Source organism: Frankia sp. ACN1ag (assembly GCF_001414035.1).
GTDB classification, from domain to species: domain Bacteria; phylum Actinomycetota; class Actinomycetes; order Frankiales; family Frankiaceae; genus Frankia; species Frankia torreyi.
The window spans coordinates 1-22,155 of the sequence record NZ_LJPA01000015.1; the positions used below are offsets into that span (position 1 = coordinate 1).

The following is a 22,155-nucleotide window of genomic DNA, read 5'->3' on the forward strand; positions in this document are numbered from 1 at the left end:
TCCACTGTTCCCCGCCCTCGTCCACCTCGCCGAGGGCCGTCCCTGGATGCCCGCAACCAGCTAACCCAAGATCAAAACGATACCTGACCAGTTACCCCGAACCGTCCCGTCGGTACGGGACAAGGTGGACTGACCGCGATGCAGCTTGTCCTTCCCGCCCTCNCCTTCCGCNCCCCCGACGGTGCCCTCGACACCGCCGAGACCGCCGCTTACGCCCGGCGTGCCGCGGGAACATGGGCGCACCGCTTCATCCTGTCCGGCACCACGACCGGCGGACACCAGGCCAGCGAAGCCGACCGCGCCGCGGTCGTCGACCTCTGGGCGGAAACGATCGGAGTGGACCGGCTCACCGCCTGCTGCTGGACTCCCGCCGACATCACCCACGCCACCCGTGCCGAAGTCGTTCCGATGGTCGTCCTGCGAGACCTCGCCAGCGACACCGAGGCCCTGAGCCTGTTCGCCGCTTTGCCGAGGCCGAGCTACCTGTTCAGCCACCCGGAGTTCAGCCCGACCACCCTGACACCTGAGCTTGCCGCCGCCGCCCGCGCCGCCGGTGTCCTGCCCGCCGCCGCGAAGGTCTCCAAGGTCCCACCAAGCGGCATCGCAGCTCTTCGCACCGCGACCGGCCCGGACTTCACCCTGTGGGACGGCACCGCCCGCCACATCGCCGCCAGCCTCGACGCCGGAGCCGACGGCATCGTGACCGCACCCCTCAGCCACCTACCCGACCCGTTCCCAGCCACCCAGGTCGCCCAGGTCCAAGCCGCCATCGACGCCGCCCAACACCACCTCGACACCCAGCACGACCGAGACGCCCGCACCGCCGCCCTGTTCGCGATGGCCACGGCCGGACACCCGAGCAGCGGAGTCTGACGTCGTGTCTGCCGAATTGCTCGTTTTAGGATCAAGGCGCGGCGCGCGACGGCTGCGCGTGGCGCTGCGCGCCATGCTCGCCGATGCGCCGCGCCCAACAGGGTGACGGCAGCAGGGGGCCGGGATGGAGGTTGCCGCCTTCAGCGAAGGAATCAGGCGTTACGAAGATCGAGATTACGAGATGGCTGCTGGGTTCTTCCGGGTAGCCCTCGACGAGGATCCGCGTAATCTTCGGGCGCGCCTACACTTAGCCGCATGTCTACATAACAGCGGACAAAGCGAGCATGCTTTCGATGTCGCATTCGGTGGCCGCGCTTTCCACCTGACTAGTCCAGCTTTGGCCGAAGTGCTCGCGACTTTGTATGAAGCTAGAGAGCTACTACCTGAGGCTATCGACTGTCTCGATACGGCAATCGAAGGAATGCCTCATAAGTTTGAGTATTCGATTCGAAAGGCCGGCCTCCTAGTAAAGCTCGGCCTACATGATGACGCGCGTCACACTCTACTCCGTAGCATCGCAAGTAACGGATATCAAACAGAACTAGTTCTCCAGCTGTGCGACACATGGATCGATGAACACGATTATATTCGGGCAAGGGGTGTGCTTGAACGATGCCCTGATTCGGTGCGAGCGGACCAAAAGAGAGAAAAAATCTACACGCTCGAACGTACATACGAGTTTCCCATGTCGCTCGACGATTTAGAATTTTGGAGACCCATTCATGCGATAAGAATCGGTAATCCAGCTAGGCGTAAAAAATTTATCAGCGCATATACGGATGTCGCTCGCCATCTCAACGCGATCGCCACCACCACCCCCGCCGCAGAGCGCCTCCGCATTCGAGTGAGAATGAAGAATGTCGCAGAAGCAGAGTATCGGGCACGAAAAGTAATGGACCTGACTAGTAATCTAGTATTTTGGATCATATTTATAGCCGGCGGGATTGCATTACTCCGATTTCCATATATTCTTCCATCCATCAATCACTCCCTGGGGTCCCCCTCTTTTAAGCACTACGTAATCTCCTACGGTGGATCGATTGCTGTTGGATACACACTTCTTACGATACTTGCTGCCAGTCCGGGCCGACATAGATATCTGCTGTCATTCCTTCTATCCGGCTATGTTGTAGCAATCTACGATCTTGCATATAGGTTGCAATTCTCAAGCGTAGATCTATCAATTCGCTTCGGTGTTGCCGCAGGACTGACTTTCGTCTCCTTCGCCATGACGATATCGGCAGCCGGGAGTCTTCTTGAGAGACTCGCACGGCGGTCTTTCGTCAAACGCCTACAAGATCGATATCCAGAAGAGTACTCACTTCTCTCGCTGCTAAATTCGCTGCTCGCCGTGCAACGGGCGAAGTCGCCGCGCCAAGAACTTCAATCGCCCGGATACCTGGCTTCAACTATCGAAGATGCGGCGATCAAANTCGCCGCCTATCTGAAGGCCCGCAGAAAAGATTTCGATCGAAATCTGGCTCGTGTGCATCGATACCAAGATGAGGGGAAACTTGGCGCTCTTCTGGAGTTGCGTAGTTGGGTCCTGCTGCCGATGTCCACGACTCTTGACGACGTCGAAGAGCGGATAAAACTGTACATTGGGGCAATCGTGCGCGGCGAAATCGGATCTCTACCTTGGGTCGATCCGCAGCCGGCCTCCCGGCGCCGAAGGGTAATACAACTACTTCTAGTACTTCGGGCTACTTTAATTACTCTTGTGCCCCTGCTCTTTTCCCTTGCGCTGGACCATGCACCCTTTGCGTTCGCTCCAGAGTCTGTCAGGGACTTTAGAGTGGGAGCGCTTGTATGGGCGGNGGTCACGACCGTCATCTATGTAGATCCAACTATTGGTGACAAAATCGAACTTTTTCAGAAGGTAAGAAGTCTTGCGGGAACGCGTTCTCGATCCGGGAGTGCGTCGAGCTCGGAATAGTAGTTAGGATGCGGCGGATGAGGCGACTCGCGCATCATGCGCTGACCGTCTGACTCGCATTGCGAAAGTCGACTCACATTTCGACGTCTCGCATACAGGTGCTCTCGTGGGGGCTCGATAGGAGTTGGACAGATAATCGCAGCAGCCGGGCCCGCGTGCGGCGAGAGACGGCCATGAGACTCGGCGGACGAGGCTGAGCCCGCCACCAGCACCGGAGGGTGTTCACGGACACCCGTAGACAACCGCCAGTGACCTCCTCAATCCGCGGGTCGACCGGCACATAGCAGGCCGCCCGGATGTAGCCAACCGTGTAGTCAAGCAGGCGGAGGACTACGGACAGCCGCGGTCGATAGCGGTGGAGGTTGGCCAGGTAGCAGTGGGTGCAGCGGACTGCCACGGACGTCGGCGGACGGGGCGGGCAGCCTTTGCAAGGCAGAGGTTGGGCCGACCACCCGCCTGCTCGGGCCTTGCCCGGAACTCGGTGGATGAGGAGCGAGCGCGGCCGACCTTTCTCTGATGGTTGAACTGCCCGCCGCAGTCGAGGTCGCCGCGCTCATGCCACGCTCAAGCTTTCCAAAGGTGCAGGTCACGGAACTGATGCCAGTTGCGCTAGCAGCTGCATGCGGGAGGGGCCGAGCCTCGCTGCTCCAGTTCGTAGGGCATCGATCCTCGGCCGAGGGTGACGTGGCATGATCGGGGGTTGTGTACAGTGCGGGGGTCATGGGCGGGACGCCGCCGGGATGGGATTTCTTCGTTTCCTATACCTCTGTGGATCGCGGATGGGCGGAGTGGATAGCCTGGCAGCTTGAAGACGCCGGCTATCGCGTTCTGATACAGGCGTGGGACTTTGTCCCAGGGGCAAACTGGGCAATTCGGATGCAGCAAGGTGTCGTCTACGCAACACGGACCATTGCATTGCTGTCGTCAGCATACCTAACCTCGGTTTATGGCCAATCTGAGTGGCAGTCCGCCCAAGCGGCAGATCCGCTCGGTTTCGCTCGCNGGTCACGACCGTCATCTATGTAGATCCAACTATTGGTGACAAAATCGAACTTTTTCAGAAGGTAAGAAGTCTTGCGGGAACGCGTTCTCGATCCGGGAGTGCGTCGAGCTCGGAATAGTAGTTAGGATGCGGCGGATGAGGCGACTCGCGCATCATGCGCTGACCGTCTGACTCGCATTGCGAAAGTCGACTCACATTTCGACGTCTCGCATACAGGTGCTCTCGTGGGGGCTCGATAGGAGTTGGACAGATAATCGCAGCAGCCGGGCCCGCGTGCGGCGAGAGACGGCCATGAGACTCGGCGGACGAGGCTGAGCCCGCCACCAGCACCGGAGGGTGTTCACGGACACCCGTAGACAACCGCCAGTGACCTCCTCAATCCGCGGGTCGACCGGCACATAGCAGGCCGCCCGGATGTAGCCAACCGTGTAGTCAAGCAGGCGGAGGACTACGGACAGCCGCGGTCGATAGCGGTGGAGGTTGGCCAGGTAGCAGTGGGTGCAGCGGACTGCCACGGACGTCGGCGGACGGGGCGGGCAGCCTTTGCAAGGCAGAGGTTGGGCCGACCACCCGCCTGCTCGGGCCTTGCCCGGAACTCGGTGGATGAGGAGCGAGCGCGGCCGACCTTTCTCTGATGGTTGAACTGCCCGCCGCAGTCGAGGTCGCCGCGCTCATGCCACGCTCAAGCTTTCCAAAGGTGCAGGTCACGGAACTGATGCCAGTTGCGCTAGCAGCTGCATGCGGGAGGGGCCGAGCCTCGCTGCTCCAGTTCGTAGGGCATCGATCCTCGGCCGAGGGTGACGTGGCATGATCGGGGGTTGTGTACAGTGCGGGGGTCATGGGCGGGACGCCGCCGGGATGGGATTTCTTCGTTTCCTATACCTCTGTGGATCGCGGATGGGCGGAGTGGATAGCCTGGCAGCTTGAAGACGCCGGCTATCGCGTTCTGATACAGGCGTGGGACTTTGTCCCAGGGGCAAACTGGGCAATTCGGATGCAGCAAGGTGTCGTCTACGCAACACGGACCATTGCATTGCTGTCGTCAGCATACCTAACCTCGGTTTATGGCCAATCTGAGTGGCAGTCCGCCCAAGCGGCAGATCCGCTCGGTTTCGCTCGCAAGCTGCTACCAATTCGGGTAGAGGACTGCCCTCGCCCAGGGCTTCTTGGGAACATTGTTTCGATCGATCTTTTTTTGGACTCTCCTGGTGTCGCGCGCGCTCATCTCCTGAAGGAAGTCACAGCCGCGCTTGAGGGCAGGGCGAAGCCCGCGGTCGCTCCAGAATTTCCGACGCCTCAGCCCGGACGATCGGTATTGCCGGCCAAAGAGCCAGAATTTCCGGGACCTATAATGCCATCGCAAGCCTCCGTCGTAGGTCTGACGAAATCGTCCGAATCGCATTCGATGCAATCGCCACGTTCAAATTCGGAACGGCGATCGGCGAACCCTCCCGCATCCCGGAGTGCGGAATTCCCCGGGAGCGAGCACCGGGCAGACGCGCGAGCCACCCGCGTTAAATCAAGATCGCCGACTGTTGACAGGCCAGCGGCTGACATTAGAGGTAAGTCGGGCACAGATATATCGAGGGCGTCCTCTCGTGACACCCTCGATCGAGTTCTTTCGGTGCTCTCCTATATACCATTCGTCGGTTGGTTGACTGCATTTCGACGCACACCGACTGTTCGGTTTCACACTGTCCAGGCATTCGAGATTGACGCGATTTTCATCGTGGGGACGACTTTGGGAACTGTGGGCCATGCAAACTCCATAGCGGGGCTCGACATTACTGGAGAGATAGTGGTACTCGTATCGGCGGTGGGCCTCCGACTGTGGCTCCTCACCGGTTTGGCGCTCGGCTTGGGTGCGCGAATCGTCCTGCTGTCCGGCCCTGCGGAGCGTGCGGCTCGACGAAACGCGAAACAGCGCTGACCGCGACACCTGGCAAGCGGCCCCCGCGTACGGCAGGGTCTGCGGTAGACGTCGCCTGACGCCACACGCTGTCCAAATCCATCGACCGTCGCCTTGGAGTTCCGTAGTGGGTCGCGCCCAGACCGGGACCTCGGATCTGACAGCCAAGCTGACAGCCGAGCCGGTGGACACAGGCAGACGTCCATGAACACCTCTGGATGATTCAGATGAAACTACGAATCAGAAGGTCGCCGGCGATGCGATGGCAGCCAGAGCGGCAGCCAAGCCCGCGTACTTCGGGAGACGGGCACGGGCTCGGTGGACGAGGCCGACCCCGTGACCAGCGCCGACGGACCTCCGCGGACACCAGCGGACGAACCGCCGGTGATCTCATAATCCGTCGGTCGTGGGTTCGAGCCCCACCCGCCCCACGCGCTCCCTTCTCCTGCTCGCTGATCTTCGATCAGCTTCGCCACCTGCCATTATGTCTGCCCGGGGGACGACCCCCGGACCCCCGGCGGCCGGCGTGGTCACGTCCAGCGGCGTGGTGTACGGAAGGTAACTCCGCGTGATCCTAGTTTCAGTTTAGGCGGTGAGCGCTTCGGGTGTCACGCTGATCTCGGGTGTGTCGGCCGGCGTGTTCCCCGCGTCGACTTTGCCGAGGATTTCCAGGCCGAAATAGCGGTGGGTTTCGATCCACTCGTCGTGTTGCTCGGCGAGTACGGCGCCGACGAGACGTACGATGGCACCGCGGTCCGGGAAGATACCCACAACATCGGTCCGCCGACGGATCTCCTTGTTCAGTCGTTCCTGCGGGTTCGGCGACCAGATCTGCCGCCAGATCTCCCGCGGGTAGGCGGTGAACCCGAGCAGGTCCGCTTTCGCCTCGGACAGGTGTTCCGCGGCGCGGGGCAGTTTCTCGGCCAAGGCGTCGACGACCCGGTCGAACTGCACCGTCACCTCTTTTGCGTCCGCCTGCTCGAAGATAGTCCGGACCAATGTTGCCACCCACGGCTGCGACGACTTCGGTGTGAACGTCAACAAGTCACGCAGGTAATGCGTCCGGCACCGCTGCCAGGAAGCACCCGTCAGCGTCGACCCGATCGCCGCGACCAGGCCCCGGTGGGCATCCGAGGTCACCAGGCGGACCCCGGACAGGCCGCGGGCGACCAGGCCACGGAAGAACGCCAACCACCCTGCCCCGTCCTCGCTGCTCACGACGTCGAGGCCGAGGATCTCCCGGTGACCATCGCCGTTGACCCCGACGGCGAGCAGGCAGTGGACGTTCACAACCCGGCCGTCTTCGCGGACCTTCATCGTCAGCGCATCGGCCTGCACGAACCGGTACGGGCCGGCATCCAGCGGCCTCGAGCGGAACGCCTCGACCTGCCCGTCGAGATGCTTCGCCAACTCCGACACCTGCGACTTCGAAATATGCGCGACCCCGAGCTGTTCCACGAGCTTGTCGACCCGCCGGGTGGAAACACCGAGAAGATACGAGGTGGCCACCACCGAGATCAACGCCTGTTCCGCCCGCCGGCGGCGCGTCAACAACCATTCCGGGAAATACGAACCGGACCGCAGCTTCGGAATCGCCAGATCAATCGTTCCCGCCCGGGTGTCCCACTCCCGCATCCGGTAGCCATTCCGACGATTCGTCCGATCCGGTGATATCTCCCCGTACTCGGCGCCACAGACCCCNTCGGCCTCGGCGCTCATCAACGCCTCCGCGAACGCCTTCACCATCGAGCCCAACAGATCCGGACTCGCCGCCACCAGCTCCTTGCCGAACCCTTCGACGTCGGTCACAGTCGGACGCACGGCCATCGCGTTTCTCCTCCTCGAGTTCTTGCCTGTTCTCGAATGAGGATCACGCGGTGGTCGCTTCACGTCACGGACCGCCACTCCGGCGAGTCGCTAGACGATCACACCCCGTACACCACGTCCGTGGACTCCACTGCACCGCGACTTCGTGAGTAGGTGGATCGCCGGTCGCCCCGTCCGACATCGAACCGCTCGCAAACGCATCGAGCATCCTCACGTCGGTCACCTCACGCTCGACAGCGATGTTCTGCAAACCCCCGGCAGCGCTCTTCGAATCATCGTCTACTCCGCCGAGCCGGACAGCCAGGACGCCAGCCGCCTCGACCTACTCNGAGTGCTCGGTACCGAGGCTTTCGCTCACTAACCGGTTTCGGAGTTCGTCGGGTTCCGGTTCCCACCCGAGGTGATCGTCTTGGTCGTCCGCTGGTACCTGCGGTACAGCCTGTCCTACCGCGACGTCGAGGAGCTGCTCGCGGAACGCGGCATCACCGTCGATCACGCCACGATCTACCGCTGGGTCCAGCGGTTCACTCCGCTGCTCGTCGAGGCTGCCCGGCCGTGCCGACCCAGCCCTGGAGACAGGTGGTTCGTCGACGAAACCTACGTCAAGGTCGCCGGCCGGTGGACCTACCTGTACCGGGCGATCGACCAGGTCGGGCAGGTCATCGACGTCCTTGCCGCCGAACGGCGTGACCTGGCACGGAATCTCCACGGACCACGATTTCGGCCCCCGCCTGCAATTGTTCGTCCCCCCGGATCTCGATACCACGCCGATCGACGTCGCCCTGGAGAGGCTGCCAGCTCGATTCGACGATTTCCCGGTCGTCTACCCCGACAGCGACCGACACGACGGCCGACCACACCACCAGGTGGAGGTGACCACCGCGCAGGNGTTCTTCCTCGACCGGCTCGGTGTCGACCCCGCCTGCGGGATGGATCTGGCGGACTGGCTGCTGGCCCCGACCCAGATCATGGCCAGCCTCACGGGCGGCGTGGTCCTGCACGACCCGCTCGATCTGCTCACCGCGCGGCTTCGGGCACTGACCTGGTACCCCGACGACATCTGGCGCTATGTCCTGGCGGCCGGCTGGCTGCGGGTCAGCCAGGAAGAACCGTTCGTCGGCCGCACCGGCGGCCGCGGCGGCGACCTCGGCTCGCGCATGCTCGCCGCGCGCGTGGCCCGCGACCTCGTCCGGATCGGCTTTCTCCTCGAACGTCGCTGGGCCCCGTACAGCAAGTGGCTGATGACCGTGTTCGCCCAGTCGGCCCTCGCGGACCAGGTCGGTCGGCACTTGCGCCACGCGCTCAGCGCGACGCGGTGGCGGGAACGCGAAGCAGCGCTGTGCGCCACGGCCAGCCATCTTGCCGCCGCCACGGACCAGCTTGGCCTGGCCGAGCCCGTAGACCCCGCGCCGCTTTCATACCCGGGACATCCAGGTACTCGGCGCGCAACGCCTCACTCGTGCGCTGACCGATGTGATCAGCGATCCGCAGCTGCGAGCCCTCCCCACCGGGCTCGGACACCGACCCGACGGCCCGCTCGGCCATCTCCCCGGCGCGATCGACCAGGCCATCGACAGCGTCGAGATCCTCACCCAACCGCACCGCCGCCGCGACTATGCCCCCGCGCTTGGACTCCGGGCGTGAATCCCGCGGCAAGCTGCCCGCGGAGTAGATCGAGCAACTCAGCGGCGCCGACGACTGGGACGCATGACCAGACGCACCTCGTGCGTCGGACTGCTCTACGGCGCTTCGGGTCGCGGCTGGGTGGTTCGCGCGGCACGCAGGACGCCGGCGGGCATCGTGCGTGAGGCGGTGCCTGGGTCGTGCGGTCGTGGCTGTCTGGAGGCGATAATGGCGAGGTGACCGTCGACCTTCGTGACAGTCGGATCGCCGAGGTGTGCCGGCGCTACGGCGTCGCCGAGTTGTCCGTCTTCGGCTCGGTGGCTCGCGGCGACGACACCGACGAGTCGGACGTCGACCTGCTGTACGTGCTGGCGCCCGACTCGGCGCTTGGCTTCGAGATCGTCGACCTCCGGGACGATCTCGAAAAGATCGTCGGTCGTCGCGTCGACCTGGTACCCAAATCCCGGCTGAAGTGGGTCATCCGCGATCGAGTGCTCGCGGAGGCTCGGGTCCTCTATGCGGCGTGATGAGCTCTACCTCGTCGACATGATCGAAGCCGCGGTCGCCGCGACGGCGTTCGTCCAGGAGGTCGACGAGGCCGCGTTCCTGGAAAGCGATCTGATCCAGAGTGCTGTCCTCCAGAAACTCCTGGTGATCGGCGAGGCGGCCGGACGAGTCTCGCCCGAGATCCGCGGACGGTGGCCGGACGTGCCGTGGCGGTCCGTCACCGGATTCCGCAACATCGCCGTTTACACGTACTTTGAGGTCGACTGGTCCATCGTGTGGCGAATCGCCACGGCCGCGCTGCGGGAACTCCAGGAGCAACTGCTGACGCTACTCAAAGCCGAGTTCCCACTCATCGCCAGCCGACTCGACCAGCCGCACTGACCGCGGGCACGTTGCCCTGGGTGTGGACGTACTCGCCGCCAGCCCCTCCTCAGTGAGTTGTGCCCGAGCGCAAGCACCTTCCCCGAGGCCAAACCGAATAGGAACGTCAACGCGACCACGACGGCGACGGTCACGGTCACCAGACGGGCCGAGGTGTCCGGAACCATCAGGTGTTCGAAACGCTTGTTCGATCCGGTAGATGATGTTCCGGTCGGCGCGGTCACTGGGCTTCGTCCCTGGCTGGGGCTCGGGTAACGACCGGTCGGACAGTGATTTCAGGGCCAGCAACCAAGATCAAGCGGTTCGGATACTGGTACACATGGTCCACCCCCTCTGACCAGGCCTTTTGTGGCGTCCCGGTCGTCGCGAAGATCGACAAGTGGTCGATGTGATGCCGTTGCGACAGCAACTAATCTTGAAGCCTCGGTGGGCGGCTACAGAGAGCGACATGTGCCCCGGAGGCCATGGGCAGGTACTCGTCGTTCTGCGCAGCTTCACGCCGCCGGCAGGCGTTGACCGACGCGGTCGGCAACGTCGACATCCTGCTCAACACGCGCCGACCGTACTGTCAGCCCCCTCCGAATAAAGACGGAGGGCCTTGTGGAGCCTTTTGGAGGGGCTGAAGGAAGGGGGGTCGCCCTGGAGGGGGAGGCCGTGCGCCAAGCCCTGCACCGGGCCCGCCGGCGCGTCCGGATCGGGCCTGGCTGAGACCCGCCCGCGGGCCGGTCACGGGCCCGCGGTGCTCACCAAATCTCAGCGGTCGTGACGCAGACCTTCGACATCGGCGCGGGCGTAGCGGCCGAATCGGCCGGGGGCCAGGCCGCCGCGTTCGGCGGTCACCTCGAAACGACCGACGGACCAGCCGAGCAGCTCGGCGGCCTCGGCATTGGTCAAGCTTGCCGCGAGCCAACGTTGGCGGTCGGCGACGACTGCAAGGAGCTGATCGGGAGCGAGCGCGTCCAGCTCTTTGACCGCGTAGAGGGGCCAGCCGCGGAACTCGCCCGTCGGGCGAAGGATCCCGCGTTCGTGCAATGCCTGGACGTCCGCACGTTGGACGTCCAGGGCGGTGCGCTCGGCCAGGTACTGGGCGGACTTCTCCGAGCCGATACCCGGATGGTCGCCGACCTCGGCGAGGATCTGCTCGACCCGGTCGGGCAGCGTCTCAGCGAGGGCGTCCGACCAGCGGCGGCCCTCGATGTCGGGAGGTGGTACCAGCCCCCGGAACTGTGCGTGACGCAGCTGCCATTCCTGGATCCCGAGCGAGCGGGCGAGCTGCACTGGGCCGAACCCTTCCCGGCTGCGTGGCCTGGAGGTCTTACCGTCGGCCGTCGNCTCGGGGCGTTCGCCGACCTCGGCGAGGATCTGCTCGACCCGGTCGGGCAGCGTCCGGGCCAGTGCGTGTGACCAGCGATGAGCGTGGAGGTCGGGCGGCGGTATCAGACCCAGGTTCTGGGCGCGACGCAGCTGCCACTCCTTCATCCCAAGCCAGCGGGCGAGCTGCACCGGACCGAACCCCTCCTGGGACTGGGAGCTCACAACCCCGATCCTTTCTCCCCTGTGATGCGGATGGCCGATTCTGCGCGCGGCTGCGGCACGGCACGCCCCTGACCGAGCGATCCCCTTTTCTTCATTCTGCTCGTGTCCAAGCCGCAATGACCGGATGAACGCTCGTACGAGAGGACTGACGCGGGAGGTTTCGCTACTTGGCAGCAGCGTTCCTCGCCCTCGAGACGCCGTTCAGGCGTGCAGGGAGGCGCGTCGAGCGCGGTCGGCCAGTAGGCCAACTGGTGGAGCAGCGCGGCTGCCGCGGACTGGCGAGTGGGGTGGGTGTCCTGCCTCCGGCCGGTCCGCCAGACCTGGACAGCACCGCCGCCGCCGATGCTGCGGCCTGCCAGCCCCGGCCGCCGCGAGGGCCAGGGCTGAGGCTCACGTGGCCCAGAGCGACCCCGCCGAGGCTGACCGCTACGCGCCCCGTCTCGGTCGGGGTCAGGACGGGCCCCTCGCCGCCGGCGCCGGTGACGGCGCGGACCGCGGCGGAGAGCTGCAGGGACAGGGGGTGGTCGCCGGTGTCGGTCCGGATCACCACCGGCCGGTCCCGGCGCCGGCGAGAGCGGGCCGGGGTGTCCCCGCCCGGCGGGATCGCAGCCGTGTCACGGTCATCACGCGATAGTCCGTGAGGGCAGGCTACCCGGGACGCGTGATGCTGATGCGGTACCCCGTCATCCCCTCCTCGACGGGCTGCACGTGGAGCTCATGACCGACGTCGACGACCTGGACGCCATCCACGCCGACGCTTGTCCGCTGCGCGGCGGGGTTGTGACGGTTCGTGGTGATGCCTGGCAGGCTGTCGGCTATGGGCATGGGGGATCCGGCAGGGGCCGGCGCAGCAGCGGGTCTGCCGAGTTCGGTGAACTTTTTCGTCTCGTACACCGGGGTGGATGAGCCGTGGGCGGTGTGGGTGGCCTGGCAGTTGGAAGCCGCCGGCTACACCACCCGGATCCAGGCGTGGGACTTCGGGGCGGGGGCGCATTTCGTCACCGAGATGCACCGGGCCGCGCAGCACGCGGCGCGGACCGTCGCGGTGCTCTCGGCGGCGTATCTGTCCTCGGCGTATGCGGAGGCGGAGTGGCAGGCCGCCTGGCAGCAGGATCCGTCCGGTGAGGATCGCCGGTTGCTGGTGTTCCGGATCGAGGACTGCCCCCGGCCGGGCCTGCTCGCCCAGCTCGTCAGCGTCGATCTGTTCGACCTCGACCCGGATACCGCGGCCACCCGGCTGGTCGCCGCGGCCCGTGGGGAGCGGGGGAAACCGACAGTTGAGCCGTCGTTTCCCGGCGGGCCGGCCCGGCGGGCAGGGGTGGGCCCGGAGCCGGCGTTCCCGGGCCGGCTGCGGGTCGCCGACGCCGATCCGTATCGTCTCGGGGTACACCGGGCGATCCAACTGCCCGACCTTGAGGACACCACCCCGCCGGTCTACGTGGAACGTGACATCGACCAGGCGCGCAACGGGGTCCGGGACCGGCTACGGGCCGCGGCCGGGTGGGGTGGGTTCGTGCTGCTGGTCGGGGGATCCTCGGTCGGCAAGACCCGCTGCGCGGTGGAAGCGGTCAAAGCCGAACTGGGCGACTGGCGGCTGATCCACCCCGCCAGCGCCGCGCAGATCACCGCCCTCACCGGCACACCCCCCGCCCGGACCGTGCTCTGGCTCGACGAACTCCAGAACTATCTGGGCGGTGAACACGGCCTGACCGCCGGTGTTCTGCGCGCCCTGCTCGACGCCGTCGGCCCGCTGGTGATCGTGGGCACGCTCTGGCCGGAGTACTACCGCCGCTTCACCGCCGTGCCGAAACCCGGCGAACCCGACCCCTACCGCTGGGAACGCGACGTCCTGCGCTTGGCGGCCGTCGTCGACGTCGACGACCGGTTCAGCCCAGCCGAACAGGCCCGCGCCCGCCACGCCGCCATACAGGACCGGCGGATCCAGGCCGGGCTCGATAACAGCGGCTACGGGCTCACCCAGACGTTGGCCGCCGCCCCCGAACTCCTGCGCCGCTGGACCAGCGCCCACACCGACCATCCCTACGCCTGGGCGGGGTCCTCACCGCCGCGCTCGACGCCGCCCGCCTCGGCGCCCGCGCACCCCTGACCGCCGGCCTGCTTCGCGACGCCGCCCCCGACTACTGCACTCCCCACCAGCAAGCCACCGCCCCCGCCAACTGGTTCGAACATGCCCTCGCCTACGCCACCGAGGAACTTCACGGCGCCGTCGCCGCCCTCGCTTCCACCAGCAATGGCATGGGCATGGGCCGGATCGCCGGCTACACCGTCGCCGACTACCTCCTCCAACACGCCACCCACACCCGCCGCGGCGAACGGCCCCCCGCCAGCCTGTGGACCGCGCTACGCGACCACCCCACCCACCCCGACGACCTGGCCCGCCTCGCCAACACCGCCCTGAACTACCAGGTCTACACACTCGCCGTCCCCCTCCTACGCCAGCAAGCCGACGCCGGCGACAGGGTCACCGCGAGCCGGCTGGCCGACCTGCTTTTCGAGGCGGGGGACCGTGACGGCCTGCGCCAGCGCGCGGACGCCGGTGACGGGGACGCCGCGAGACGGCTGGCCGACCTGCTCGCCGAGGCAGGGGACCGGCCGGGCGCGATCGACGTCCTACGCCAGCGCGCCGACGCCGGCGACGAGTACGCCACGCGCCAGCTGGCCGACCTGCTCGCCGAGACAGGGGACAAGCGGTTGCGGCGCTACGGGTCCGACGTGGACGGGCGGATCGCCGACGGGCCCACCTGGTAGGCGGGAACGCCCCCGGTGTGGCGCCGGGCCCTGGTCTGGCGCCCGGTAATCCCGACCTCAGGGAGAACTCCTGGCCGGTCCCGGCGGGCGCGGCCGTGATTGCCGCGTGCTACCTAGCGTCGCTGATCCTCGCCTGGGCGCTCCACACGACGGTCGAGATACCCGTCGCCCGCCGGTCCGTCCCCGAACGTGCCAGCCCATCTGCCCGTGACCGCGTCCCCCATCGCGGCGACGGCCATTCCGCCGCCCCCGGAGACCGGGGCACGCCCCGGCTTCCCTCGGCGTCAGCCAAATGCTTTGTTCGATCAAAACATCTTCGGCGCGGGTCGTGCCGGGGGCGGGGAGCCGCGTGGGGAACCGCTCAGCCGGCCGGGTCGGCCTGGGAGCCACCGCCCGGGCCCGGGCGGGCCCCGAGCTTCTCCCGCATCCCGGTGAGCATGTGCTCATGGATGAGCAGCAGGACGTCGGCGGCCTGGTCGAGCTTGTCGCCGGGGACGTCGGCGAACACGTCCCGTAGGAGCTCGAGCCGTGCGGCGCGTACCTTCTCGACCGCCGTGCGGCCCGCGGGGGTGATGGCGATCAGCGTCGTGCGGCGGTCTCCCTCGACGGAGATCGCCTCGACGAGACGGTTCTCCCGGAGCTGGCGTAGCTGGAGCGAGGTGGTGGAGATGTCGATCTGCATGCACTCGGCGATGTCGGAGATCCGCAGCGGCTCCGCCAGGTCGAAGAACTCCAGCAGCCGCAGCTCGCTCGGCGGCAGGCGGCAGTCCGAGCGCCGGGCGATCTCCGCCCGGATACGCCGGCTTTCGCTCCACCGCACCAGCGCGGCGGCACCGGCCCCCAGCCTCTCCAGCGGTGCCTGACCGGACGCGCGGGACGAAGGCATCACGGCGGAACTCACCGGGTCAGCCTAACCCGCCGGTCGCCGGAGACGTGAAGAACAGGACCGCGCCCCCGATGGCCGGGCTCCTCCCCAGACCTGTCCTCCGCCGTTGCGGTGACCTGGGTGTTCATACCCCACTAGTTTGGTGTATAAAACCATCCACCTCATCAACTCACTCCAGAGAGGGTCGCTCCGTGCGCTTCGCCGCTTCTCGGACCCTGCTCGGCCTCGTGCTGCCCGCATTGCTGATCACGGTGGCGGGCTGCTCGAGCGCGACACCGGGACCAGCCGGATCACCGAGCCCGTCCGGCTCCCGGAGCAGAGGGTGAAAACTGCTGCTGGTCTAGCGCCGGATAGAGCCGGATAGAGCCGGGTAGAGCTGTATGGTGGCGGTGTGAACCTCAAGGAGTGGGCCGCCGCGAACGAGGTCGGGTATTCCACCGCCCGCCAGTGGTTCCTGGACGGCAAGCTCCCGGTCTCCGCGCGGAAGGTCGGTGGGCTGATCCTCATCGACCCGCCCGCGCAGCAGGTCCCGGTAGAGGCGGTGGCCGTATACGCCCGCGTCTCGTCGGCCGATCAGAAGCCGGACCTTGACCGGCAGGTCGCCAGGATCGTCACCTGGGCAGCCAGCCGGAACCTGGCTGTCGGCAGGGTCGTGACCGAAGTCGGGTCGGCGCTCAACGGTCATCGGCGGAAGTTGTTCGACCTGCTAGGTGACCCGGCCGTGACGACGATCGTCGTCGAGCATCGGGACCGGTTCGCCCGGTTCGGTGCCGAGTACGTCGAGGCCGCGCTGTCCGCGCAGGGGCGGCGCCTGCTGGTGGTCGACCCGGCTGAGGTCGACGATGACCTGGTCGGTGACATCACCGAGATCCTGACCTCGATGTGCGCCCGGCTGTACGGCCGCCGGGCCGCGGCGAACCGGGCCGCCCGCGCAGTCGCCGCGGCCACCGAGGCCGGCGAGTGAAGGCTCTTCAGGCGTACCGGTTCGCGCTCGACCCGAACCAGGTCCAGCTCGCCGGCCTGCGCCGGCACGCCGGGGCGGCCCGGTTCGCCTACAACTGGGGTCTGGCCCGGGTGAAGGCCGCGCTCGGCCAGCGGGACGCCGAGAAGTCCTATGGCCTGACAGGCGACCTGCTCACGGAGATACAGGAGCAGGAGGGCCTCGCGATGCTGTTCATCTCCCACGACCTCGCGGTGGTGAGCCAGGTCAGCGACCGGGTCGCGGTGATGCGGGCCGGCCGGCTCGTCGAGACCGGCGAGGTCCGCCAGGTCTTCGCCCGGCCGGCCCACGCCTACACGCGGACCCTGCTCGCCGCACTTCCCGCGACCCGGGCACCGGACGGCCCGGCGCCGAGGATCAGCACCCGCTCGGACCTGACGACCTCCTGACGGGTCCGACGAAGGTCGTCCAGGGCCTTGCTGACGGTGGTCGCGACCGGCCTTCGCCGGGCACGGGTAGTCGGAGCCGGTGGCCAGCACCAGATAGTCCGCCTCGACGCGCTGGCCCGAGGCGAGCGTGACGCCGCTGGGGTCAGGATCGGCGGCGGGGGGTGTCCCAGGCGCCGACGGCGATGCGGGCGGCCAGCCCGAACAGCCAGAACAGCGCTAGGCCGAACAGGGAGGACACCATGATCGCGGCAAACAGCGGTGCGGACTGGAGGCGCTGGGTGTAGTCGTCGATGAGGCTGCCGATGCCCGGCTGCCCCTGCCGGAAGAAGAAGTCACCGACGATCGCGCCGATGACCGACAGCCCGGCGGAGATACGCAGCCCCGTGAACACCGCGGGCAGGGCGCTGGGAAACTCGAGATGGACGAGCCTTGCCCACCGGCCAGCCTGGCGCAGCGTGAACAGGTCATGCTGCTGGGCGTCGGTCGACTGGAGCCCGAACAGGGTGTTGGTGATGATGGGGAACAAGGCGACCAGGACGCACACGACGGTACGGGACCAGAATCCGTACCCCAGCCAGAACCCGATCAGCGGCACGATCGCGAGGATCGGGATCGTCTGGAGCGCCACCGCCCACGGGTAGAACGACCGCTCGACCCAGCCCGCCTGGCTCATCAGCACGGCAAAGATCATCCCAAGGGCGGCGGCGATGGCGAGCCCCACCAGCGCGACCTTCGCCGTCGCGCCCAGTCCCCGCAGAGTCTCGTGGAAGGTGGTCCAGTCCCCGAAGCCGTCGGTGACGACCACGTGCGGCGGCGGCAGCAGGAAGCGGCGGCGGGGGGCCAGCGCGAGATAGGTCACCGCGTACCAGACGCCGACGACGGCGGCCAGCACGGCCAGCGGCGGCCCGGCCCCGCGGGCCGTGCGGCGCAGGCGGCCATGCTGGCGGGGGCTCTCGGCCGCCGGGGCCGCGAGCGGTGCCCGGGCCGTCGCCGTCATGTGAACGACTCCTGCAGCGCCGCCGAGACGGTCCGGGCGACGTCGCCGAAGGCGGCGTCGAAGCGCAGGTCGGCGGGCCGCGGGTAGGCGAACGGGACGTCGACCTGCGCGAGGACGCGCCCCGGTCGGGCTGACAGGACGACGACCCGGCTGGCGAGCCAGACCGCCTCCACGACCGAGTGGGTGACGAACACGCCCGCGAACCGCTCGCGGGCGTGGAGCCGCTGCACCTCCTCGCCGAGCCGCTGCCGCGTGATCTCGTCGACCGCGCCGAACGGCTCGTCGAAAAGGAACAGCGACGGCCGCACCGTGAGCGCCCGGGCGAGCGAGACCCGCATCCGCATGCCGCCGGACAGCGCCGTGGGCCGGTGGCGCTCGAACCCCTCGAGCTCGGTGAGGGAGATGGCCGCGGCCACGAGTTCGCGCCGCCGCTTCTTCGGCACGCGGTCGAGTTGGGCGAACAGGCCGACATTGCCCTCGACGGTGCGCCACGGCAGTAGCGTGGGATCTTGAAAAACGTAGCCGGGGGCCTTGGGCCCGACGGCAACCGTCCCGCTGGAGGGCTCGGTCAACCCCGACGCGATCCGCAATAGTGTGGACTTCCCCGAGCCCGAAGGCCCGACCACCGTCACGAACTCGCCGTCGGCGACCGTAAGTGACACTCCCCGCAACGCGTCGGTGCCGTCGGAGAAGGTCTTTCCCACGTCGTCGAACGCCAATGCGATCCCCGGCGCAAGGGGCACCGTCTCTCCCTTCCTGCCACGGAGCCGGGCCGTCGGCGACATGCCGGCGTCCTTAATCTGAGCGAATCGTAGCCCCGGGCACGAGGCGTTACCGGACGCACCCTGATGCCGTCCCCGGTGTCATGGCCGGGAAACAGTCCCGGAGCGAGGGCCGCCAGCTCGGTTGTCCCGGCGCTGTGGGTGAACCCGGCTACATGACTTCCATCATCATCCGGTACGCTGAAGGGAACGTGGCCGCATGAGGGCGGCCGGATGAGGGCGGGGGAATGACGCTGCAACGGGCGGGCGGGCCGATAGTGCGCCGCGTTGTACTGGGCACACAGCTACGGAGAATCCGGGAAGCGAAAGGCATTAGCCGGGTGGATGCTGGCTACAGCATCCGGGCCTCCGAGTCGAAGATCAGTCGGTTGGAGTTGGGTCGGGTCAGTTTCAAGGAACGCGATGTGGCCGACTTGCTGACACTGTATGGCGTCACGGACGAGAGGGACCGCTCGCCGTTGCTCGAACTCGCCCGTCAGGCCAACGAGCCCGGTTGGTGGCAGGGTTTCACCGACGTGATGCCGGGATGGTTTCAGCCCTACCTGGGCCTGGAGGAAGCGGCGATCCTGATCCGGACCTACGAGCTTCAATTCATCCCCGGCCTCCTCCAGACCAAGGATTACGCCCGCGCCGTCATGGCCGGAGCCCGCCAGGTGGACGGCGCCGACGCCGTCGAACGTCGGGTCCAGGCGCGGATAAGTCGGCAGGCCATTCTCGACCGGCCAGATCCGCCCCGGGCATGGGCGATCATTGACGAGGCGGCACTGTGGCGCTCGGTCGCCGGGCCGGCCGTCATGCAAGGCCAGCTCGAACACCTGATCGCCCTGAACGCGAACCCGAACATCACCATCCAGGTGATTCCATTCAATGTCGGCCCCCACCCCGCCGAGGGGGGCGCGTTCAGCATTCTGCGGTTCGGTGAGCCGGATATCGCCGATGTCGTCTACCTGGAGCATCTCACGGGCTCCGTCTATCTCGACAAGCCGGACGACGTCACCCGCTACACGCTCGCCATGGACAATCTGGCACTCAAGAGCACGACGCCCGACGACACGGTAAAGGTCATCAAAAAAATCGCCTCGTATCACGCTGCGTGACGTCCGCCTCCGCCCGGTTGGCGGACGTCAGGGCTTCCGGCCGATGCCACACAGGTCGTCGATCGCCAGGGGCGGTTCGGCCGAGGGGTCTGGCCGCCACAACGGCGTCGAGACCAGACCCGGCTCGACGAGTTCGAAACCGTCGAGAAAACGGGCCACCTGCTCGGGGGTGCGCATGTGGTACGGAAAGCTCTCGTGCTCGTGGAGATGGTGGATGGCGTCGGCACGGTCCTCGCCCATGATGGCGTAGGTGCCGTCCTTGAACACAAGATAGCTGCCGGAGGGCAGGGATTCGCGCAGTTCGCGCACGATCGCGTATGCCTCGTCGAGGTCGGCCACGTTTCCCATGATCCCGAGCATGATCAAGCCGATCGGCCGGGTGAAGTCCAGGGTCTCGCGGGCGGCCTGGAGGATCTTCTTCGGCTCGCGGACGTCGGCGTCGACGTAGTTGGTAGCCCCCTCGGGCGTGCCGACCAGCAGGGCCCGTGCGTGCGCCAGGACCAGCGGATCGTGGTCGACGTAGACGATCCGCGAGTCGGGGGCGATCCGCTGCGCTACCTCATGGGTGTTGTCGGCCGTCGGCAGGCCGGTACCGATGTCGAGGAACTGCCGGATACCCACCTCACCGGCCAGGTAGGTGACCGCGCGGCCCAGAAAGGCCCGAGCTTGCCGGGCGAGCTGCACAATCTCGGGGAGCAACTCGTAGAGCCGGTCGCCGAACTCGCGGTCCACCGGATAGTGGTCCTTCCCGCCCAGCCAGTAGTTCCACACCCGCGCCGAGTGCGGCACGGTGATGTCGACAACGGGTGCCGAAGCGTCGCTCATGAGTAACGTTCCCTTCGCCGCGTGGTCACAAGAACCCGATGCTCATCATAGGGACCGTCCGGGGCGGCCCCGCCCCGGACGTCACTCTTCTTCCGTCGCCGCCGGCGTCCCTTACTTCAACGTCACTGCCTTGTCGAGGAACTCGTTGGTCACCAGGTCCAAAGGAACCAGCCCCGCCTTCGGCGTACTGCCCTTCGCAGTGAAGACCGGGACCAGCCGGCCGATCAGCGTCCCTACCCGGGCCGTGTCGAAGCTGCCCAGCACTCCGTCACTACCATCGGCGATCAACCCGAGTTGCCTCTGCGTGGCGTTGCCGTACGCGAGCAGCCCCGACGAAAGGGTGAACCCGCCCGTGTGCAGCGTACTGACGACCTTCAGCAGGAGCTGGTTCACCGGCGCCGGATTAGCGACGTAGTCCCGCTGCGCCCGCTGCAACAGCGGCACCAGCTTGGCCAGGCAGGCGCGCTGGGTCGACACCTTGTCCGGCCGAACGGCCAACGCGGAGATGTACGCAGGGTATTCGTCCTGCAGAAGTAGGTGCTTCACCGGCTTGCCCCACGCCTTGACGTCGTGCTGGAGCAGGTAGGGCTCGTTGGTGACGAAAGCCTGCTGCACGATCTTGCCATCGGCGGCGACGAACCGGTCCGGGGACCCCTGATAGGAGGTGTCGACCTGGGACTTGGCCAGCGACCCCTCCCGGACGAAGACGTCGGGAAAGGACGTCCCGCTCGCGCTGGCCAGCACCGTCGCGCCCGACTGGCGGATCTCGGCGACGTTGGTGAAGTTCCACGCCGGGTCGCCCCAGATCAGCGCCAGCGGAGACTTCTCGTAGGGCGCGAAGACGGCGACCGGCGGCTGCCTCCCGGAGGCCTGCACAGCCTCGTCCGTTCCCACATAGCCGGCCAGGATGCTGTCGTCCTGAGCCAGCAGCGAGGTCACCGGCTGGAAACCCGTCGCCGGCCCGCCGGCGCGCACCTGGAGCCTCACGCCGGTAGCACCCAGCGGTCCCTCAACCCGGTTCTTGCTCACGTCGATCGTCGGGTTGGGGCCTAGAAGCTGGTACAGGTACCCGTCGGGAAGGCCAGGCCACCAGTTCGCCTGGATGACAACCGTGGAGGGGCAGATCCCCTTCAGCGGCGTCGCGTAACGCGACTCGGTGGCGGACCCCGTGGCCGACGGGCTCACCCCACCGGACCCACTCGACGAGCCGGAACACGCGGTCAGGCCGAACGCCAGCACNGCGGCGCACCCCGCCACCCAACGGCGGCGAAACATCGAAACTCGCACCAGCCCAGATCTCCTCAGCACGGTGAAATAGGTGAGCACCCGGGGGTGGGAACACCAGGCTTGCGATGCTCCTGACATCACGGCGGGCCGTCTTCGCCCACCGTGAGGATTCCACACCGCCGAGGGCAGGATGGTACGAGGTGGCAATTCCCCGTACAGCTTCAGCCCCCGGTGGAATCGGGAGTGCGACGCGCAGTAGCTGTAGCCGGCCAGCTCCACGTGCTGCACGTGCTGCACCGTCGGCCGCGACATTCCGCACGGCACGGTGGTCGCATCGCTGATCCAGTGGTTGTCGAACCAGAATTCACTGTCCGCCGCCACAAGCCCGATCATGCCCTTGACCAGTGGTAACACTGGTCGTAGCAGCTTGTTGTAGCCAGCCTGGCCCGGCAGGTAGGGGAACGCCCCGAAGAGGCCGGGTGCCCGATGTCCGCCCCGATGTCTGCCGGTGTGCGCGACAAGGCGACGGCTTCCGCCGACTACAGCCGGTCACAGATCGCGACCTGGGCGCTGCCATATGCTGGTCCT

The 22,155-nt window shown here is 66.7% G+C and carries 18 protein-coding genes and 5 pseudogenes; 15 read left to right on the plus strand and 8 right to left on the minus strand.

Annotated elements, in window-relative coordinates; translation table 11 throughout:
• Positions 1-997: 997 nt before the first annotated feature.
• From UK82_RS32800 to UK82_RS42750, 3 genes are all read left to right on the plus strand, one after another.
• Positions 998-2,305: hypothetical protein (locus UK82_RS32800; RefSeq protein ID WP_236705965.1), on the plus strand; the 1,308-nt coding region annotated here is incomplete at its 3' end.
• Positions 2,306-3,529: 1,224 nt separating this feature from the next.
• Positions 3,530-3,811 (plus strand): toll/interleukin-1 receptor domain-containing protein (locus tag UK82_RS31460; protein WP_152989913.1); only part of this gene is annotated, 282 nt, incomplete at its 3' end.
• A gap of 839 nt (positions 3,812-4,650) precedes the next feature.
• The gene (locus UK82_RS42750; RefSeq protein WP_083507211.1) at positions 4,651-5,742 is read left to right on the plus strand and encodes a toll/interleukin-1 receptor domain-containing protein; all 1,092 of its coding nucleotides are present in this window, start codon (positions 4,651-4,653) and stop codon (positions 5,740-5,742) included.
• A gap of 564 nt (positions 5,743-6,306) precedes the next feature.
• Here UK82_RS42750 and UK82_RS15120 read toward each other — a convergent pair.
• Both UK82_RS15120 and UK82_RS37965 read right to left on the minus strand, forming a co-directional pair.
• The coding region (locus tag UK82_RS15120; RefSeq protein WP_236705966.1) for an IS256 family transposase at positions 6,307-7,422 on the minus strand (1,116 nt) is incomplete at its 5' end.
• 1 nt (position 7,423) lies between these two features.
• A pseudogene (locus UK82_RS37965) lies at positions 7,424-7,548 on the minus strand (hypothetical protein); the annotation flags it as partial.
• Between the two features lie 145 nt (positions 7,549-7,693).
• Between UK82_RS37965 and UK82_RS31470 the strand changes: the two are divergent.
• The 6 genes and pseudogenes from UK82_RS31470 to UK82_RS15135 all read left to right on the plus strand — a co-directional run.
• A pseudogene (locus UK82_RS31470) lies at positions 7,694-7,876 on the plus strand (XRE family transcriptional regulator); the annotation flags it as partial.
• Between the two features lie 36 nt (positions 7,877-7,912).
• Positions 7,913-8,239: pseudogene (locus UK82_RS31475) on the plus strand (IS6 family transposase); the annotation flags it as partial.
• A gap of 277 nt (positions 8,240-8,516) precedes the next feature.
• Positions 8,517-8,729: pseudogene (locus UK82_RS37970) on the plus strand (DUF4037 domain-containing protein); the annotation flags it as partial.
• 292 nt (positions 8,730-9,021) lie between these two features.
• Positions 9,022-9,192: a hypothetical protein gene (locus UK82_RS37975; protein ID WP_236705998.1), complete on the plus strand. Its 171-nt coding sequence runs from the start codon at positions 9,022-9,024 to the stop codon at positions 9,190-9,192.
• A gap of 215 nt (positions 9,193-9,407) precedes the next feature.
• On the plus strand, positions 9,408-9,698 hold the full coding sequence (locus UK82_RS15130; RefSeq protein WP_044888635.1) for a nucleotidyltransferase family protein: 291 nt from the start codon (positions 9,408-9,410) through the stop codon (positions 9,696-9,698).
• Positions 9,688-10,059: a DUF86 domain-containing protein gene (locus UK82_RS15135; RefSeq protein WP_055407808.1), complete on the plus strand. Its 372-nt coding sequence runs from the start codon at positions 9,688-9,690 to the stop codon at positions 10,057-10,059. Before UK82_RS15130 ends, UK82_RS15135 begins: the two co-directional genes overlap by 11 nt.
• Before the next feature lie 2,184 nt (positions 10,060-12,243).
• Here the strand turns inward: UK82_RS15135 and UK82_RS34060 are convergent.
• Positions 12,244-12,420: a hypothetical protein gene (locus UK82_RS34060; protein ID WP_173667293.1), complete on the minus strand. Its 177-nt coding sequence runs from the start codon at positions 12,418-12,420 to the stop codon at positions 12,244-12,246.
• A gap of 46 nt (positions 12,421-12,466) precedes the next feature.
• Here UK82_RS34060 and UK82_RS34365 point away from each other — a divergent pair, with 46 nt between their 5' ends.
• Both UK82_RS34365 and UK82_RS15155 read left to right on the plus strand, forming a co-directional pair.
• Positions 12,467-13,702: a toll/interleukin-1 receptor domain-containing protein gene (locus UK82_RS34365; RefSeq protein WP_236705967.1), complete on the plus strand. Its 1,236-nt coding sequence runs from the start codon at positions 12,467-12,469 to the stop codon at positions 13,700-13,702.
• Between the two features lie 155 nt (positions 13,703-13,857).
• Positions 13,858-14,364, plus strand: coding sequence for a hypothetical protein (locus UK82_RS15155; RefSeq protein WP_052681644.1), 507 nt, complete (start codon positions 13,858-13,860; stop codon positions 14,362-14,364).
• A gap of 361 nt (positions 14,365-14,725) precedes the next feature.
• Here the strand turns inward: UK82_RS15155 and UK82_RS15160 are convergent, their stop codons facing one another.
• Positions 14,726-15,265, minus strand: coding sequence for a MarR family winged helix-turn-helix transcriptional regulator (locus tag UK82_RS15160; protein WP_082122371.1), 540 nt, complete (start codon positions 15,263-15,265; stop codon positions 14,726-14,728).
• A 376-nt stretch (positions 15,266-15,641) separates the two neighbouring features.
• Between UK82_RS15160 and UK82_RS15165 the strand changes: the two genes are divergently transcribed.
• The 3 genes and pseudogenes from UK82_RS15165 to UK82_RS42025 all read left to right on the plus strand — a co-directional run bounded on the left by UK82_RS15165 (position 15,642) and on the right by UK82_RS42025 (position 16,639).
• Positions 15,642-16,214, plus strand: coding sequence for an IS607 family transposase (locus tag UK82_RS15165; RefSeq protein WP_055407810.1), 573 nt, complete (start codon positions 15,642-15,644; stop codon positions 16,212-16,214).
• A pseudogene (locus tag UK82_RS31490) lies at positions 16,211-16,396 on the plus strand (helix-turn-helix domain-containing protein); the annotation flags it as partial. The gene UK82_RS15165 and the pseudogene UK82_RS31490, both read left to right, overlap by 4 nt.
• Before the next feature lie 81 nt (positions 16,397-16,477).
• Positions 16,478-16,639 carry a hypothetical protein gene (locus UK82_RS42025; RefSeq protein WP_313949812.1) on the plus strand — a complete coding sequence of 54 codons (162 nt, stop codon included), beginning with the start codon at positions 16,478-16,480 and terminating at the stop codon, positions 16,637-16,639.
• Positions 16,640-16,781: 142 nt separating this feature from the next.
• On the opposite strand, the gene UK82_RS15175 is transcribed toward UK82_RS42025, so the two are convergent.
• Both UK82_RS15175 and UK82_RS15180 read right to left on the minus strand, forming a co-directional pair.
• Positions 16,782-17,636: an ABC transporter permease gene (locus UK82_RS15175; RefSeq protein ID WP_152989905.1), complete on the minus strand. Its 855-nt coding sequence runs from the start codon at positions 17,634-17,636 to the stop codon at positions 16,782-16,784.
• Entirely contained in the window at positions 17,633-18,421 is a 789-nt protein-coding gene (locus UK82_RS15180) for an ABC transporter ATP-binding protein (protein WP_199865561.1), read from the minus strand. The genes UK82_RS15175 and UK82_RS15180 overlap by 4 nt, the downstream gene beginning before the upstream one ends.
• 224 nt (positions 18,422-18,645) lie before the next feature.
• On the opposite strand from UK82_RS15180, the gene UK82_RS15185 reads away from it, so the two are divergent.
• Positions 18,646-19,515: a Scr1 family TA system antitoxin-like transcriptional regulator gene (locus UK82_RS15185; RefSeq protein WP_044885846.1), complete on the plus strand. Its 870-nt coding sequence runs from the start codon at positions 18,646-18,648 to the stop codon at positions 19,513-19,515.
• A gap of 27 nt (positions 19,516-19,542) precedes the next feature.
• On the opposite strand, the gene UK82_RS15190 is transcribed toward UK82_RS15185, so the two are convergent.
• Both UK82_RS15190 and UK82_RS15195 read right to left on the minus strand, forming a co-directional pair.
• A complete protein-coding gene (locus tag UK82_RS15190; RefSeq protein ID WP_044885847.1) occupies positions 19,543-20,340 on the minus strand; it encodes an SAM-dependent methyltransferase in 798 nt (265 codons plus the stop codon).
• Between the two features lie 111 nt (positions 20,341-20,451).
• The coding region (locus UK82_RS15195; protein WP_236705968.1) for a hypothetical protein at positions 20,452-21,579 on the minus strand (1,128 nt) is incomplete at its 5' end.
• Positions 21,580-22,155: the final 576 nt, after the last annotated feature.

What these genes read in the sequence shown, in the direction of transcription:
- UK82_RS42750 (WP_083507211.1), top strand. Translation starts at nt 4,651, where the DNA reads ATGGGCGGGACGCCGCCGGGATGGGATTTCTTCGTTTCCTATACCTCT.
- UK82_RS15135 (WP_055407808.1), top strand. Translation starts at nt 9,688, where the DNA reads ATGCGGCGTGATGAGCTCTACCTCGTCGACATGATCGAAGCCGCGGTC.
- UK82_RS34060 (WP_173667293.1), bottom strand. Translation starts at nt 12,420, where the DNA reads ATGCCCATAGCCGACAGCCTGCCAGGCATCACCACGAACCGTCACAAC.
- UK82_RS15155 (WP_052681644.1), top strand. Translation starts at nt 13,858, where the DNA reads ATGGGCCGGATCGCCGGCTACACCGTCGCCGACTACCTCCTCCAACAC.
- UK82_RS42025 (WP_313949812.1), top strand. Translation starts at nt 16,478, where the DNA reads ATGCGGGCCGGCCGGCTCGTCGAGACCGGCGAGGTCCGCCAGGTCTTC.
- UK82_RS15175 (WP_152989905.1), bottom strand. Translation starts at nt 17,636, where the DNA reads ATGACGGCGACGGCCCGGGCACCGCTCGCGGCCCCGGCGGCCGAGAGC.
- UK82_RS15180 (WP_199865561.1), bottom strand. Translation starts at nt 18,421, where the DNA reads ATGTCGCCGACGGCCCGGCTCCGTGGCAGGAAGGGAGAGACGGTGCCC.
- UK82_RS15185 (WP_044885846.1), top strand. Translation starts at nt 18,646, where the DNA reads ATGACGCTGCAACGGGCGGGCGGGCCGATAGTGCGCCGCGTTGTACTG.
- UK82_RS15190 (WP_044885847.1), bottom strand. Translation starts at nt 20,340, where the DNA reads ATGAGCGACGCTTCGGCACCCGTTGTCGACATCACCGTGCCGCACTCG.